Source organism: Vibrio sp. SNU_ST1 (genome assembly GCF_030563405.1).
Taxonomy (GTDB): domain Bacteria; phylum Pseudomonadota; class Gammaproteobacteria; order Enterobacterales; family Vibrionaceae; genus Vibrio.
Window position 1 is genome coordinate 470,870 of record NZ_CP130748.1, and the last position, 16,513, is coordinate 487,382.

10 protein-coding genes are annotated in these 16,513 nt (G+C 45.5%); 2 read left to right on the plus strand and 8 right to left on the minus strand.

Annotated elements, in window-relative coordinates; translation table 11 throughout:
* The first annotated feature begins 15 nt into the window (after window positions 1–15).
* Both carB and Q5H80_RS02140 read left to right on the plus strand, forming a co-directional pair.
* Window positions 16–3,246, plus strand: a complete 3,231-nt coding sequence (gene carB, locus Q5H80_RS02135; RefSeq protein ID WP_304568270.1) for a carbamoyl-phosphate synthase large subunit — start codon at window positions 16–18, stop codon at window positions 3,244–3,246.
* A gap of 220 nt (window positions 3,247–3,466) precedes the next feature.
* Window positions 3,467–4,246, plus strand: a complete 780-nt coding sequence (locus Q5H80_RS02140) for a TSUP family transporter (RefSeq protein WP_304568272.1) — start codon at window positions 3,467–3,469, stop codon at window positions 4,244–4,246.
* On the opposite strand, the gene Q5H80_RS02145 is transcribed toward Q5H80_RS02140, so the two are convergent.
* From Q5H80_RS02145 to Q5H80_RS02180, 8 genes are all read right to left on the minus strand, one after another.
* A complete protein-coding gene (locus Q5H80_RS02145; RefSeq protein WP_304568275.1) occupies window positions 4,197–5,042 on the minus strand; it encodes a LysR family transcriptional regulator in 846 nt (281 codons plus the stop codon). The genes Q5H80_RS02140 and Q5H80_RS02145 overlap by 50 nt on opposite strands.
* A 209-nt stretch (window positions 5,043–5,251) precedes the next feature.
* Window positions 5,252–5,869, minus strand: a complete 618-nt coding sequence (locus Q5H80_RS02150) for a TRIC cation channel family protein (RefSeq protein ID WP_304568276.1) — start codon at window positions 5,867–5,869, stop codon at window positions 5,252–5,254.
* Between the two features lie 74 nt (window positions 5,870–5,943).
* Window positions 5,944–6,813, minus strand: coding sequence for a vitamin B12 ABC transporter substrate-binding protein BtuF (gene btuF / locus Q5H80_RS02155; protein WP_304568278.1), 870 nt, complete (start codon window positions 6,811–6,813; stop codon window positions 5,944–5,946).
* A gap of 1 nt (window position 6,814) precedes the next feature.
* A complete protein-coding gene (locus Q5H80_RS02160) occupies window positions 6,815–7,768 on the minus strand; it encodes a cobalamin biosynthesis family protein (protein WP_304568279.1) in 954 nt (317 codons plus the stop codon).
* Between the two features lie 10 nt (window positions 7,769–7,778).
* Window positions 7,779–8,474 (minus strand): 5'-methylthioadenosine/S-adenosylhomocysteine nucleosidase, encoded by a 696-nt coding sequence (gene mtnN, locus Q5H80_RS02165; protein ID WP_304568281.1) that lies wholly within the window; start codon window positions 8,472–8,474, stop codon window positions 7,779–7,781.
* A 127-nt stretch (window positions 8,475–8,601) separates the two neighbouring features.
* Window positions 8,602–9,030, minus strand: a complete 429-nt coding sequence (locus Q5H80_RS02170) for a DUF1499 domain-containing protein (protein ID WP_304568283.1) — start codon at window positions 9,028–9,030, stop codon at window positions 8,602–8,604.
* 167 nt (window positions 9,031–9,197) lie between these two features.
* Complete coding sequence (locus Q5H80_RS02175) at window positions 9,198–10,955, minus strand: sulfite reductase flavoprotein subunit alpha (protein ID WP_304568285.1); 1,758 nt, start codon at window positions 10,953–10,955, stop codon at window positions 9,198–9,200.
* 30 nt (window positions 10,956–10,985) lie between these two features.
* Window positions 10,986–16,418, minus strand: a complete 5,433-nt coding sequence (locus tag Q5H80_RS02180; protein WP_304568287.1) for a glutamate synthase-related protein — start codon at window positions 16,416–16,418, stop codon at window positions 10,986–10,988.
* Window positions 16,419–16,513 lie beyond the last annotated feature (95 nt).

Here is a 16,513-nt window from a genome sequence, read left to right on the forward strand (position 1 = left end):
CCGGAGTAGTAGATAATGCCAAAACGTACTGACATTAAAAGTGTTCTAATTCTAGGTGCTGGTCCGATTGTTATCGGTCAAGCATGTGAGTTTGATTACTCTGGTGCTCAAGCTTGTAAAGCACTTCGCGAAGAAGGTTACCGAGTTATTCTTGTAAACTCGAACCCAGCGACAATCATGACTGACCCAGATATGGCTGATGCGACTTACATCGAACCTATCCAATGGGAAGTGGTTCGTAACATCATCGCTAAAGAGAAGCCAGATGCAGTTCTACCGACAATGGGCGGCCAAACTGCACTTAACTGTGCGTTAGATTTAGAAAAATACGGCGTACTTGAAGAGTTCGGCGTAGAGATGATTGGTGCAACTGCTGACGCTATCGATAAAGCAGAAGACCGTTCACGCTTTGATAAAGCAATGAAAGCTATTGGTCTTGAGTGTCCAACGGCTGATACAGCGAAAACGATGGAAGAAGCTTACAAAGTTCAAGAAATGGTTGGTTTCCCTTGTATCATTCGTCCATCGTTTACGATGGGTGGTACAGGCGGTGGTATCGCTTATAACAAAGAAGAATTTGAAGAAATCTGTCGTCGTGGTTTGGATCTATCTCCAACCAACGAACTTCTAATCGATGAGTCACTTATCGGTTGGAAAGAGTACGAGATGGAAGTGGTTCGTGACAAGAACGACAACTGTATCATCGTATGTGCGATTGAAAACTTTGATCCAATGGGTATTCACACTGGTGACTCGATCACCGTGGCTCCTGCTCAAACGCTAACAGACAAAGAATACCAACTAATGCGTAACGCATCTCTAGCGGTACTGCGTGAGATTGGTGTTGAAACGGGTGGCTCAAACGTACAGTTTGGTATTAACCCGAAAGATGGCCGTATGGTTATCATCGAGATGAACCCACGTGTATCTCGTTCTTCTGCACTTGCTTCTAAAGCAACAGGTTTCCCAATCGCTAAGATTGCAGCGAAACTAGCTGTTGGCTTTACGCTAGACGAGCTAATGAATGACATCACTGGTGGCGCAACGCCAGCATCATTCGAACCAACAATCGACTACGTTGTAACTAAGATTCCTCGTTTTAACTTCGAGAAATTTGCAGGTGCTAACGACCGTCTAACGACGCAAATGAAGTCTGTTGGTGAAGTTATGGCTATCGGCCGTAACCAACAAGAATCTCTACAGAAAGCACTTCGCGGTCTAGAAGTTGGCGCAACTGGTTTTGACGAAATGGTCGACCTAGATGCACCTGACGCTCTAACGACGATTCGCCATGAGCTTAAAGAAGCTGGTTCTGACCGTATTTGGTACATCGCAGACGCTTTCCGTGCTGGTATGTCAGTCGATGGTGTATTCAACCTAACGCAAATTGACCGTTGGTTCCTAGTTCAAATCGAAGATATCGTAAAACTAGAGCAAGAACTTAAAGCGAAAGGCTTTGCTGGTCTGAATAAAGACGAGCTAATGAAGCTTAAGCGTAAAGGCTTTGCTGATGCTCGCCTGTCTAAGATTCTAGGTGTGGCTGAAAGTGAAATTCGTCGTCTACGTGACCAATACGATATTCACCCTGTCTACAAGCGTGTAGATACGTGTGCGGCTGAGTTCTCTTCTGATACGGCTTACATGTACTCATCTTACGATGACGAATGTGAATCGAACCCAACAGACAAAGAGAAAATCATGATCCTAGGCGGCGGTCCAAACCGTATCGGCCAAGGTATTGAATTCGATTACTGTTGTGTACATGCATCTCTAGCACTACGTGAAGATGGCTACGAAACAATCATGGTTAACTGTAACCCTGAGACTGTTTCGACAGACTACGATACGTCTGACCGTCTGTACTTTGAACCAGTAACTCTGGAAGACGTACTAGCAATCGTTCGTGTTGAGAAGCCAAAAGGCGTTATCGTTCAGTACGGTGGTCAAACACCACTGAAACTGGCTCGTGAGCTTGAAGCTGCTGGCGTACCAATCATTGGTACTAGCCCTGACGCAATCGACCGTGCAGAAGACCGTGAGCGTTTCCAAGTTGCTGTTGACCGTCTTGGTCTTCTACAACCAGAAAACGCGACAGTAACAACAATGGAGCAAGCGGTAGATAAATCTCGCGAAATCGGCTTCCCATTGGTTGTTCGTCCTTCTTATGTTCTTGGTGGTCGTGCGATGGAAATCGTATACGACGAGCAAGACTTACGTCGCTACTTCAACGAAGCTGTCAGCGTTTCAAATGAATCTCCAGTACTACTTGATAGCTTCCTAGATGATGCAATTGAAGTAGACGTTGATGCGATTTGTGACGGTGAGCGCGTTGTTATTGCGGGTATCATGGAGCACATCGAGCAAGCGGGTGTTCACTCGGGTGACTCAGCATGTTCTCTTCCTGCATACACGCTAAGCCAAGAAATCCAAGACGTAATGCGTGAGCAAGTTGAAAAGCTAGCGTTTGAGTTGGGTGTTCGTGGTCTAATGAATACGCAGTTTGCTGTTAAGAACAACGAAGTGTACCTAATCGAGGTTAACCCTCGTGCAGCACGTACAGTACCGTTCGTATCGAAAGCAACAGGCGCAGCGGTCGCTAAGATTGCAGCTCGTGTTATGGCGGGTCAATCGCTAGAGTCTCAAGGCTTTACGAAAGAAATCATCCCACCATACTACTCAGTGAAAGAAGTTGTTCTTCCATTCAACAAATTCCCTGGTGTTGACCCACTATTAGGCCCAGAAATGCGCTCTACTGGTGAAGTTATGGGTGTTGGTGCAACGTTTGCTGAAGCATACTCTAAAGCTGAATTGGGTTGTGGCAACATCTACCCAGAAGGCGGTCGTGCACTTCTTTCTGTTCGTGAAGGCGACAAAGAGCGCGTTGTTGACCTAGCATCTAAGTTATCTAAGCTTGGTTACCAGCTAGACGCAACACACGGTACTGCAGTTATCCTTGGCGAAGCGGGCATCAACCCACGTCTAGTAAACAAGGTACACGAAGGTCGTCCTCACATTCTTGACCGTATCAAGAACAATGAGTACACGTACATCGTGAATACTGCGGCTGGCCGTCAAGCGATTGAAGATTCTAAAGTTCTTCGTCGTGGCGCATTGGCTGAGAAAGTTAACTACACGACTACGCTAAACGCTGCATTCGCGACTTGTATGGCGCACACTGCAGACGCGAAAACGTCAGTAACTTCAGTTCAAGAGCTACACGCACAAGTTAAAGCTTCTCAAGCTTAATTGACTCACGTGTATCGCTGTTAAGCGGATATAAATGCTCAAAGCCCACTCTTCGGAGTGGGCTTTTTTATGTCTGTTATCTGGTGTCGGTTAAATGGTGAAAATCTGGTGATGGCTAAATGATGAAAATTTGGAATAGGTTACAATCTTGTGTTTCGTTGTTGATTGTTTGCTCACGATGGTAATTTGTCGCTACACGAGAATTTAAGGTGCTGGGTATATGGAAATCACTCTAGAAATATTGGCTATCTTGTTTGTTGTTGCAACAGCGGCAGGCTTTATTGATGCGATGGCCGGTGGTGGTGGGTTATTGACTTTACCTGCATTGCTAGCGGCAGGAGTACCACCAACGCAGGCATTGGCAACCAACAAACTTCAAAGTTCTTTTGGTAGCTTTTCTGCGAGTTGGTATTTTGTTCGCAACGGTATCGTCAGTATTAAAGAGATGCGTCTTGCTATTCTCTGTACCTTTATTGGTTCTGCGATTGGCGCTGAGTTAGTGCAGCATATTGATGCGAGCTTGCTGACCAGCATGATCCCATTACTGCTTATTGCCATCTCTCTCTATTTCTTATTAGCACCACAAACCAGAGCGTCTGAGGGTGAACAGAAGATCTCTGAGGCGATGTTTGCTCTGTGTGTAGGTGGTGGCGTAGGTTTCTATGATGGCTTCTTTGGCCCAGGAACAGGTTCTATCTTCACCGTCTGTTTTGTTGCGATTGGTCATTTCTCGTTAGTGGATGCAACAGCACGTACTAAGGTTCTTAACTTCACCTCGAATATAGCCGCATTGATCTTCTTTATTATTGCTGGTTTACCCATTTGGGAGTTGGGCTTAGTGATGGCTGTTGGTGGCTTTATGGGCGCTCAGCTTGGCGCTAAAGTGGTGGTGACAAAAGGGCAGAAGTGGATTCGCCCCCTTGTGATAGTGATGTCGATGTTAATGGCATCTAAACTGCTTTGGGAACAGCATCAACAATGGATTCTATCAGTATTTTAACTCGTGGGGATTGATAGCTATTCGCTCTCACACAGATATGAATCGGTCGAATAAGGCCTTCTAGTTCTTGGAAGCTAAACAGGTATTGAGACTTAATATTGAGTGTTTTTACGATAGAGAGCGGGATCAAAGCGGGTCCTGTCCCCCCCAACGCTAACTGGGCAGCTGCGGTGTAGGCATCCATCTCCATCAAGGGTTTGATGCCGAACTTTTCCAGTACCGATAACTGATACGAGTTAGCAGGGTTGGTCATGTCGTTAGTGATGACCATTGGAGGAAGATCCGTTAACGGCGATTTACTCACTATGTAAAACGGCTCATCAAACAGGTGGAAAGTCATCAACCCATGATGCGGTGGCAGCAAACCAGCGCACAACCCTAAGGTCGCCTTACCAGATTGCACTCGCTCTATGATTCTTGGAGTATGGTTAGTGGTAATGGTGATGTATTTATCTTGTTGGATAAATTGGCCCATCATTTCACCTAGATAACCTGCGATCAAAGATTTAGAGCTATCTAAGGTAATAAGGGTGGTGTCTTCCAACTCTTGTTGCTCGTAGATAAGCCCTCTAAGTTCATTGAATGCAGGGCCAATACTTTCGATTAATGCGATCGCATCCGGCGTCAGTTTGATCTGTCGGCCACTCGGTTCTATGAGTTTCTTACCTAACTTCTTCTCTAAATTAGCAATCCGTTTGCTTACCGCCGATTGGCTGATATAAAGCAAACTGCCAGTGCGGCTCATGGTCTTTGCTTTGCTAAGCACCAATAGAGTTTCGATTCCTTCGAGTAACATTTAGTGATATTCATGAAAGTTGGGAATGATTAAACCAAGTTACCTCAAACGCCATTCATTCTCTAGATTTGAAGCGAAAGGTTTGAACTCAGTTAGGTATTTTAAATTGGGAACGTAAAGTATCACGAAAGATCATAAGAATGGATTGGAGAGTGAGCCGGATTAAAAAAGGCTCCTTTGCGGAGCCATTTCTATTTTGTAACGCTAGCCTATTTGATTGCGAAGGTAGGCAATGACATGTGCCAGCGAATAGCGCCAAGCCTAATCAATAGTGTCGTGAACACGCCGGCCAGAAATGCGGTTTCTGAGTCGTGCCCCATGCTGAGCGCCATGGTATGGAAAGCGCCGCCAATGATACAAGCGGTCGCATAGACTTCACTTCTTAGAATCATTGGGACTTCACGAGCAAGTACGTCACGGATAATGCCGCCACCGCAGCCTGTGATCACACCCATGATAATAGCAACCAATGCAGAATCTTGATAAATCAGCGCTTTTTCTACACCAATGCCCACGAATACCGCTAGGCCGATTGCATCGCATACTGGTAGGATCCACCACGCCAGACGCTTGGGGCGTCTTACTATAATCATGGTCAGCAAACAGGTGGTGATGATAACCCAAAGGTAGGTGGTATCAGTGATCCAAAACACAGGTGTCGCGCCCAATGCCATGTCACGAATAGTACCGCCGCCAATCGCGGTTACGCTGCCTAAAACGGCGACGCCAAAGGGGTCCATTTTAAGACGGCCTGCGACAAATACGCCAGAGATAGCAAAGATAGCGGTGCCAAATAAATCGATAATATAAAGCAGCATGGAGTCCATGATACTGGTGCTCTTATGGTTGAAATTGTAGGGACAGGTCGGTGGCGAATTGTACGAAAAAACGCAGCAAATAGTTAGTGATTTTGCCTAGCTCTATCGAAGAAATCGCATACTTGTTGGATCGCTTTCAAAGTTCTCGTCGTTGGGCGATTAATCCAATCAGAGTTGAGTGACCAAATCTGATTTTGAGCGACTGCCGGGATCTCACCTTCCCAAGTTTGCCACATGGTTCCATTCTCAATCGCGTGCTGAGAAGTGAAGATCACTTGCGGCTTCCTTAACACAACTTGCTCAATGCCAACTTGTGGGTAAGGGGAGGCGCTGTCTTCGAAAATATTGTGGCCGCCACAAAACTCAAACACCTCACTTGGCCAGTGCCCTTGAGCAACCGTGATGATCGGCTTCTCACTTAGTTGGTAAAAGTAGTTTACTGGCTCGGCATCTTTATATTTTAGTCTCAACGCATTGAGCTTTTCTCTGTATTGCTTGGCATTATTTCTACCGATATTCGGGTTGCTTGCGAATTGGCTAAGTTGTTCAATATTGGTCGCGATGTTGTCTAGGCTTTTGGTTTTGGAATAGTAAATATTGAAACCAAACTGCTCTAGCTTCGCGAGTTCTCTAGGCGGGTTTCCGGCTGGCCACGCAAGAATCAAGTTAGGCTGTAGGGCGATGATCTTCTCAACCTTGATGCCTTGATAGTTTGCTACTTTCTCTAGCTGGTCAGCTTGTGGTGGGTAATCACTTCGCTCACTTACCGCAACAAGCTTATCACCTAAACCAGCGCTGTATGCGAGCTCAGTGGCATGAGGAGCAAGGCTAACCACGCGTTGAGCCGGTTGAACTTTTTCTGAAGTCAGTGGTGTTGCTTCTGCAAATGACAAAGGCAGCCATAAGCTGGAAAACAAAATAGTAAGGCTTGTAACAAGTGCTGATGGTTTCACTCTAAATCCCTTGGTGAACAAATAGTAAAATTAGGCTTTGTAAAAATATCCAGATAGCGATGCGACCAAACAGCAGTTTTTGAACTTGAGACAAGTGCAGCGCTGAAGGGGCGATTCTGCCGCCTAATTTTGCTCGAATAGCTTTGGTGCTGTCGTAAATCGCAGGACCGCCCAGTGACAGCTCAAGCTTATTGCCGACAGCAGTAATCAACCATGCAGGGCCAGGCAGTGGCCAAGAGCGGCTTTGGACTAGCATCATCTTAAACGTGTGTGTCGCTTTTTCACCACTTACGATCATCAAAGCGAATAAACGCATCGGTACGAACTCTAAGATTGCGACAATTTTGATAGCGGTTGAGCCAAATGGGGAAAACTGCTTACGGCTTGGTGACCAAGCTCGAGCTAATTCGACCACAAGGCGATACATTAACGCTGCGATTCCACCACCAACGGCGTACCAGAACAACACACAAATCACGTTACGCGCGTAACCCATAATGATAGTTTCAGCGGCAGCTTTGCCAAGCCCTAGTGATGACAGTGATTCGGTCTGACGATTGACAATCGGAGCCAGTAATTGACGAGCGGTAGTTTTATCTTCTCGGCCAAGTGCTTTGATCAGTTGATTCGCTAGCTTTTCATTATTACGCCAATCAATCGCGAGTAACAACAGCGCTAATTCAAACAGTTGTGATTGCCAAACCAGTGGCTGCAGTGCCAATAGAATAACCAGAGCCGGCAAGACCATTAACCCCCAAGCTAAGGTGCCCGAGATTAAGCTTTGGGAATAGTTTTGGTTGTTATTAACCTTGCTTGCTAAAAGCTCAGCAAACTTATGCCATAAGGTCGTGGGGTGTGCGGCATGAGGGATAGGTAAAATTAAATGAAAAAGCAGTGCTCCCCACATTACAAGGAGCACGCCATTTGCAAATACCTGTTCAAACAGTGTTTGCATGTCTAGTCGTTTACTTTAGTAGGGCAACCATCTTGATAACCATTTCAGAAGAGCTTTGCGCAGCTAGAGGCAGGAACTCTTCGAAGCTCATTGGTGATTCTTTGTCTGCAACGTCAGAAATTGCACGAACAACCACGAATGGTACTTGGAATTGGTGACAAGCTTGAGCGATAGCAGATGCTTCCATCTCTACAGCAACGACTGATGGGAAGTGCTTACGGATGAACTCTTGGCGTTCTGCTGTGCAAACAAATGCGTCGCCAGTACAGATAAGACCGCGAACAGCATGCTTATCTTCCATTTGTGCGAGAGCTTGTTCGGCAACAGCCATCAATTTGTCGTCAGCTTTGAACGCTGCAGGTTGACCTGCCATTTGACCGATTTCGTAACCGAAAGCCGTAACGTCAGCATCGTGGTGACGAACTTCAGTCGAGATAACAACATCACCAAGGTTTAGTGTTGAATCAAAACCGCCAGCAGAGCCCGTGTTCAGTACTACATCTGGTTGGTATTCGCTTAGTAGGATTGAAGTACCCACTGCCGCTGCTACTTTACCAATGCCAGATTGAAGCAAAATAACGTCAACACCATTTAGCTGACCAGAAAAGAAAGTACAACCGCCTTTATTCACTTCAGTAATGTCTGAAATTGCTGCTTTTAGGATCGCAACTTCTTGCTCCATTGCGCCAATGATGCCGATTTTCATGTGTAGTCTCTTAATAAATAATATTTAAACAGTAGAGCGAAATTGTAGCATGGATAAGAAGTGTCAAGCGACCGCCCAGAAGCACTTCTCATCCGAATAGCAGCGATTTATCTGCGTATTCTTTTATCTATTTGATCAGGCCTTCACTTTTTAAGTTAGCGCGAAGTTGTTCAGCGCGTTTTCGGTTTACGCCAAAATCAGAGTGGCCAGTACGAGACTCTGAGCGGACCAACAGGTTTTCACCCTCAATTTTCAGTTCAAGATCGTCGACAAAGCGCATGATCTTACTAGTAAATTCAATACGCAGATAGTTGTCTTTTGAAACCGCCGCTTTAGTTCTAGGTAGTTGCAATATTACTGCCTGAACTTGAGATAATCTTACACCGTCCACTAAGGTAAACGGGGCAATATTGTGTTGTTCGCGTGTATCTTGAGTCGAGACACAGTTCGGCTTGTTGCCACACGGGGCATGAGTTCTGTCTTCCATTGTTTGATTTCCTTGGCTACAGCCTGAAAGACTGATGAGAAGGGTAGAGAGCAAGACGATTTTTTTCATTATTATTTCCTTTATTTTTAATGGGAATGAACGATTTACCCATTTATGATCGTCATGATATTGAAAGTTAATTATATGACTTAATAAAGAAAAGGATCCATATTTGGACCCTTATATATTCATTCTTCTACGCACCTCATTGAGGATCGTCTTCGTATGGAATGAGGTTAGTAGACGTCACGAACGTAACGTTTTTGCTTCTTGAGTTTATTGATGTAAGCTTTCGCACCATCGTCATCTAGTCCACCGTGCTCTGAAATGATGTCGTGTAGCGCTTTATCTACGTCTTTTGCCATGTAATAGGCATCACCACAAACAAAGAAGTAGCCGCCACGTTCTAACCATGCAAATAGCTCAGAGCCGTTGGTGCGCATCTTGTCTTGTACGTAAACTTTCTGCTCTTGGTCTCGGGAAAATGCTAAGTCTAGTCGAGTCAAAACCTCCTTTTGTTGCAAGGCTTCGAGCTCTTCTTGATAAATGTAGTCGGTAGCGCTATTACGATCACCGAAAATTAACCAGTTATCACCAGGGGAAGCTTGCACTTCACGTTCTTCAAGGAAGGCTCGGAAAGGTGCAATGCCAGTTCCCGGTCCTACCATGATCATTGGTGCTTTGTCATCTTCAGGTACAGCAAAGCTCTTATTTGGAGCAAAGTAGCAAGGTACTGTCTTACCCTCTTCAACTAAATCGGCAAGCCACGTTGAACACGTGCCGTTGTAGCTACGTTCGTCATGTTTATAACGCACACTACCGATAGTGAGATGAACTTCATCGTTGTGTTTGTTAAGGCTAGAAGAAATTGAGTAAGCGCGTGGCGCAATAGGCCTTAGGAGCGATAAAATTTCTGCCAGTGATAACGAAACAGTAGGGTATGTTTTTACAAGATCCAGTACGTCTTTACCCCACAGGAAGTCATTCAAGGGACTGGTATCGTCATTGCCTAGCATCTGAATAACATTATGATCACTGGCGGATTCAGCGAGAGTTTTAACTAACTCTTTCGATGGTGTTCGAATATCTAGGTAGCCAGTAAATAGTTCGCGTAAGCTATGGTTCTCACCATTCCATGATGGCCTCTCATCACCTGTAAACTGAAAGTGATCGAGTAGTGCGTTGATCAACTCTGGTTGGTTCTGTGGGATGACATTTAGGGCATCACCTGGTTTATAGAACTCCCCTGAACCTTCAAGAGACAGTTCGTAATGAACAATTTCTTTGCTTGAACCTTCTTTAGTGAGTACTCGCTTATGCTTGAGTGTCGCTTGTAAAGGGTTCTTACGGCCATACTTAGATTTTTGCTTGGTTGTTGGTGATGCTGTGGATGCACTTTCGTTGTCATCTCCTTTCGCTGCGATAGCGGGAAGGGTGGCGATCATCCACTCTTCAGCCGGTTGTTCAAAATCAATGTCACAATCGACTCGCTCAGTGATACGTGTAGCACCTAGGTGTGTTAACCGCTCGTCCCACTCTTTTCCGGCAAGGCAGAAATCATCATAGCTGGTATCGCCTAGTGCTAATACAGAGAAGTAGGTACTAGCGAGTTTCGGCGCATTGTCCCCGCTCATGGTTTCCCAAAGGGTTTCGGCATTATCCGGATGTTCACCTTCACCGTAGGTGCTGGTGATGATTAGGATGCGTGAGGACTTCACAAAGACTTGAGCGTCAACATCATCCATATCTTGCACCGTAGCAGTAAGGCCGTACTCCTTGGCTTTTTCTGCGGTGTCATAGGCCACGCTTTCTGCGTTACCTGTTTGCGATCCATAAAGGATGGTTAATCCCTTCACTTGAGGTTTAGATTCCGCATGTACAACGGATTCTTCCTTTACCAAAAGGCGTGAATGAAGGCCTGAAAAGAAGCCCGCCAACCAAGTCTTTTGGTCTTCATTAAATGGTAAATCTTGTGGCAAATGAGGTACTTTCATGATTATTCCTATTTAATACTTTGCCTGTCCTTAGGCGTTTTGGGCTTCTTGTTTGGTTTGCTCTATTTGCTCGCGTATCACATCGGCGAAAGTGTAGCAGTAGAGAGTGGCCAAGCGTTGATTGATAGGCTCAATAACCTCCATCTCTTTGCTAATATCTCGTTCTCTAGCGATGATCCATACTGTCGTGCCTCGGCTGTGGGTATCCCAAACATCACGCCTTTCAAGTGAGGCTTTGTAGTCTTGAATTCGTTTGTTGGCAAGTAATACGGAGAGTTCGTCATCACTATAGTTTGAGACTGCTTCTTTCACGTCTTTGAGCAGTTGGTCGTAAAGCTTTTTGTCTTTTAGCTCAAACATTCGCTGAATAACGTGAGTATCTATAGCCGTGTTTTTCACGAGCTGGTGGGCGCGATGAAGCACGCCACTATGCGTTAATAGTTCGCAAATAAGTGGGGTGTCCATATCTCCATATTGTGGGCTTAAGCCATTCGCTAAGGATTTTTGATCTCGGAAGGCAAAGTGCACCGCTTCAATCAGGCTGCTCGCTTGTCCCTGAATGAGCTCTTCAAGTATCTGTTTTCGACTGTGATGTTCAAGAATACTTTCAGGGTGCTGGCTGTGCAGTAGTGCTAGCGGTATGACCAAAGTGAACATAGTACGACTCGTTGGCCAATCGTTGAGGATACGTTGCGTTTTTCTTGAACCTGTAAAGCGAACGTGTTGTTCAAGATGCCATTTTAGCGCCTCTTCATAGCCAGGGTTTTGTTCTATCAGTGGTATCGTCAAGATGGAGTCGGCACTGCAACTATCAACGAACTTTCCGTCGACATCATATTGGTAAGCTATTCCTCCAGACATACCATTGCCGAAGCCTTTACCAAAGTTCCCTAAGTTGATGACTGAGCCATTAGTCATATACTCGCAACAGAAATCACCAACGCCTTCAACTACGGCGACAGCACCTGAATTTCGAACAGCAAAGCGATCTCCTGCCTCTCCTTGAATAAAGGCTTGGCCTCCTGTTGCACCAAACAGTGCAAAGTTGCCAATGAGTACGTTATTACCCGTCTTGAACTTGCGCTGACTTGGTGAGCGCACAACAATGTGGCCGCCACTTGAACCTTTACCGACACCATCGTTACAAGTACCAGTATGCTCCATCAGTAGGCCACTGTTATTGAATGCCGCATAGCTTTGTCCGGCACTACCATGGCTCTTAACCACGATCGATTCAGCATCAAAGAAGCGACGTCCATTCGCTGCGCTTAACGCAGCCGGGTGTTGTTGAGCTTTATCTTGGTAGTTGAGCGCACGTTCGATGTCTATTGAAAGCTGCCCGCCCATCGACTTATTGCAGTTGTTCAGTTTGCCTGCATCAAGCTCGATATGGCGCGCTTCTTGATCAAAATAGTTGGCCAGGAGTTGCTCAATTAGAGCATCGTCGGGAGTAAAGTCAGCTTCTAGATAAACAGGTTTTGCAACTTTAACAATATCTACTTCGCGCAATAGACCAGTAACATTGAGTTTACCGACGATACTGTGGTGGTTGGCAAGGTGAAGCAGTTCGCTTTTTCCTCGAATCTCTTGCAAGCTTTGATAACCAAGATGAGCAAGAATTTCACGAACTTCATGGGCAACATTTAAGAAATACTGAGCAAGTGCTCTTGGATCTCCTTGGTAAAGCTCAGGGTTAGTCGTGAGCCCTGCAGGGCACTTTACGTTACAGTTCTTAGCCATTACACACTTAAGCATCATTAAAGCTGTGGTACCAAATTCGAAGGAGTCACCTCCCATAATGGCCGATTTTATGACATCGATACCTGTTTGGTGAGCATTAGAGCAACGTAGGGTGACTTTATCGCGTAGGCCATTTTCACTAAGCGCTTGATGCACTTCGGCTATCCCAATTTCAGCAACGCGACCAGTATTTTTTAAGCTGGTTACCGCTGCTGCACCTGTACCGCCAGTATTACCCGCGACGTTGATAACATCGGCACCAGCTTTAGCCACACCGACAGCAATAGTGCCAATCCCCTCTGAAGATACCAGTTTAACGATAACGCGTACGCGAGCTGCTTTCGCATCATGAATTAGCTGCCCTAGATCTTCTATAGAGTAAGTGTCGTGGTGTGGTGGTGGGCTAACTAATTCAACCCCGGGAGTACCGCCACGAGCGGCAGCAATTTCTACCGTTACTTTTGGTGAGGGGAGTTGTCCACCTTCACCTGGTTTCGCTCCTTGTGCAATTTTTATTTCAATTTCTTCAAGTTGTGGGTCTGCAAGGTAGCCAACCCATACGCCAAATCGCCCAGAAGCGAACTGTTTGATTTTACTTGATTTAATTGAGTTGAAACGAGACGAGTGCTCACCACCTTCTCCTGAGTTGCTCATGGCCCCTGCGATATTAGTACCTTGAGCCACAGCTTGATGCGCATTAGCGTTAAGAGCGCCATGACTCATTGCTCCTGAAGCAAAAGCCGGGGTAATAAGGTGAGCAGCCTGAACTTGGTGGAGCTCAATCGGTTGTTTAGCCAATTTAACGCGTGATAAGAAAGCTTGCAGTTCAGGATTGACAGTTAGGTGAATGGCGTCATCAACAATGACAAGATGCTCTGTTTTCTCAGACCAAGTAGCCTCAATGGCCATTTTGAGTGAGTTCATTTGTTCACGATTGTTAAGTGTTAGAACAAATTGATTTACGGCATCAGGTGAGACTTCAACTTCTAGGCCTGACCAAAGGTAGTTAACGTTGCCTTCGAAGTGGAAACGATCCAGAAGGTGTGAAAATTCATCTACACTTTTTGCTTGATTGAAATTAAGCGGTAAAAGCAGGATATCACGCAATGTCGCTGGACGCGTTTCACGTTCACGATATAGGTTATCAGCAAAGGAACGATATGCAGGTGTCACTTTGAATTTATCGATCTCTTCTGGGGTTAGCTTTTCGTAACCGGTCTGCTTATAGGCAACATCTTCACTGGTTGCGATGGTTGATTCGAGAGCTTGCTCTGCGACAAGGTCAACATAGCGGACTTCTTCTTGGGTCATGTTGATGTATTCACGGACCGCAGTATTACCGAAGCTGTGTCCCGCTCCATCTTGACGCTCTTTGAATAACCCAAGTAGAGGTATCTGGTTCTCTTCGTTAATTGCTAGGGCTTTGAAATGCCATTTTGCAGAGCTCCACGCGAGGTCATCGAACTGCGCCCCACCAACAGGAGAGCTAATGTTTGGGAAGAAACGATTCAACAGTTCAGAGTCGGTATCAAGGAAGTTGGACTCGAAGAACTCACCACCTATATAACTCTCAACCGTACACAGGCCAAACTTACCCATGGTTTTCATCAAGGACTTTTCACAGGCTTTTTGGAAATTCTTGAGCCCTTGCTCGACAGACTGGTTATTACACAGTGTTTTAGCTCGATGGTAGACAGAAATAGGGCAAACTGCAGAAATACCAAAGCCAAGTAGGCATGCAATGTCATGGCTACTGGCCGCTTGACCTGTTTGATAAATAACGCTCGCATCGAAACGCAAACCGCGCTTGATCAGACGTTGGTTGACGGCGGTTGCGACAAGAATTGCAGGTAGAGCTGCTTTGCCATTACCAATCTGCTTGTCACTCAGTACGACAATATTGGTTCCATTCTCAACTGAACTTTGGATTGTGTCACAAAGTGAGGTTAGAGCTTCAGATACGCGCAGGGCGTTATCTTCACGGCTGTTAAGTGTCGGGTTGAAAAGGGCATCAAAAGTCTCAATTTTGATTTGATTTTGCGCGAAAATCTGCTGAAGTTGTTGGGGTTGTAGAATCGGAGAATTGAGAACAAGTTGAACGGTTGCTCTTGGGCTAAAGTTTGGTTTTGCTCCAAGGGCGACACGTAATGTCATGCCGTCGCCTTCTCTTAATGAGTCGAGAGGTGGGTTGGTAACTTGTGCAAAACGTTGGCTGAAGTACTTGGACATTCCGCCTTCTTCATCGGTTAGCACATTAGGTGCTAACCCAAAGCCCATTGCTGTGATCTTTTCTGCGCCATGTTCGATCATCGGATCAAGGAAAAACTTAAAGCTTTCCTGGTTCAGTGAGTAAGCGACATGTCGGCTATACGTACTAAAATTGGTGTTGACGGTAATGCTATTGAGTTTGGGCTCTTCAAGATCGCTAAGGGTAATACTGGCTGATTCTAGTAGTGCACTGTAGTTACGCTCTTTAGCGAGTGTCTCTAGGATCTCATTGGTTTCATAGCTACGACCAGTTGCGTGATCAAAATAGATCATGCCACCTGCTTGGATTCGCCCAAAGCGTACAATGTCCTCTGCTGGGAAATCAATTTGACCAGCTTCACTCATGACAGCAAGGTAACGGTCTGTTTCAACACTACGCAACGGGCGTAAACCTAGGCGGTCCAATCTAGCTCCGACTTTTTGACCATCCGAGAAAATAAGCGCAGCAGGGCCATCATTTTTTTCTTCTGAAAGGCTGAAGTATTCAAGCATCGCTTTGACTTCTGGAGATATTCTGTCGTCATTCTCCCAAGCTGGTGGCATCATTGCGAGCACAGCCGTAACAATGTCGAGTCGATCTTCAACAACGCGACGGGCTAAGGTTTGATCTAGTCTAGCCGAGTCTGATTGACCCTTCGGGAAAATAACTCTTTTTTGTTGTTGGCGAGCAATAGCATCTTCACTGAGGCGGTTTTTCTTATCAGTATTTAATTCACCATTGTGTGCCATGCGGCGAAATGGTTGAGCCATCATGGTTGCTGGTGCCGTATTTGTCGAAAAACGCGTATGGAAAAATAGCGTTGTAATATGGTGCTCTGAGTGGGATAAGTCACAGAAGTAGGGAACCACTTCCCATGAGTTTAAACGCCCTTTATAGACCTGAGTTTTCGAGCTCATAGAGAGAGGGTAGAAGCCTGATAACTCATCATCAGTAAAACCAACCGATTCAATTTCACCTAATGCTAGGTTGATCTGATGTTCAAAATGTTCAGCGCTACGGGAAAAATCACCATTTAAAAAGATCACTTGTTGAATTGGCTGCTGCACTTTATTAGATGCATCGTTTATTGCTGTAGGATTTATAGGCACTTCGCGCCATAACGCAATATCCAATTGGTACTTAGCTAGAAGCGTTTCTATGATCTGTTTTGTTTGAGCGTGGTATTCACTATTAAAAGGAAAGAAGAAGTTCGCAACACCAAAGTCTCCGCGCTCAAGGTCTGAGGTCTTGAGAAGATGACGATAAAAGTTTATCGATAGGTCGATGTTGACCCCTGCACCATCACCAATGCCTTCTGCGTTCATGCCTCCACGGTGTGGAATTGTGCACAGAGCTTGATGGGCTAGTGAGAGTAATTGATGAGTTTGTTCACCAGTTTTATCGGTGATGAAACCCACCCCACAACTGGAGTGTTCATGCTCGCGGTCATAAAGCGAGCGAGATTCCTGATTCATTCGATCATTTCCTTGATTGCTTGCAGTTGAGACTGCGGGTTCCTTTGGCATGTATCACTACAGTGCCGAAGCCTCAGCTTATATCCCTATTGAGT

What these genes read in the sequence shown, in the direction of transcription:
- carB (WP_304568270.1), top strand. Translation starts at nt 16, where the DNA reads ATGCCAAAACGTACTGACATTAAAAGTGTTCTAATTCTAGGTGCTGGT.
- Q5H80_RS02140 (WP_304568272.1), top strand. Translation starts at nt 3,467, where the DNA reads ATGGAAATCACTCTAGAAATATTGGCTATCTTGTTTGTTGTTGCAACA.
- Q5H80_RS02145 (WP_304568275.1), bottom strand. Translation starts at nt 5,042, where the DNA reads ATGTTACTCGAAGGAATCGAAACTCTATTGGTGCTTAGCAAAGCAAAG.
- Q5H80_RS02150 (WP_304568276.1), bottom strand. Translation starts at nt 5,869, where the DNA reads ATGGACTCCATGCTGCTTTATATTATCGATTTATTTGGCACCGCTATC.
- Q5H80_RS02160 (WP_304568279.1), bottom strand. Translation starts at nt 7,768, where the DNA reads ATGCAAACACTGTTTGAACAGGTATTTGCAAATGGCGTGCTCCTTGTA.
- mtnN (WP_304568281.1), bottom strand. Translation starts at nt 8,474, where the DNA reads ATGAAAATCGGCATCATTGGCGCAATGGAGCAAGAAGTTGCGATCCTA.
- Q5H80_RS02170 (WP_304568283.1), bottom strand. Translation starts at nt 9,030, where the DNA reads ATGAAAAAAATCGTCTTGCTCTCTACCCTTCTCATCAGTCTTTCAGGC.
- Q5H80_RS02175 (WP_304568285.1), bottom strand. Translation starts at nt 10,955, where the DNA reads ATGAAAGTACCTCATTTGCCACAAGATTTACCATTTAATGAAGACCAA.
- Q5H80_RS02180 (WP_304568287.1), bottom strand. Translation starts at nt 16,418, where the DNA reads ATGAATCAGGAATCTCGCTCGCTTTATGACCGCGAGCATGAACACTCC.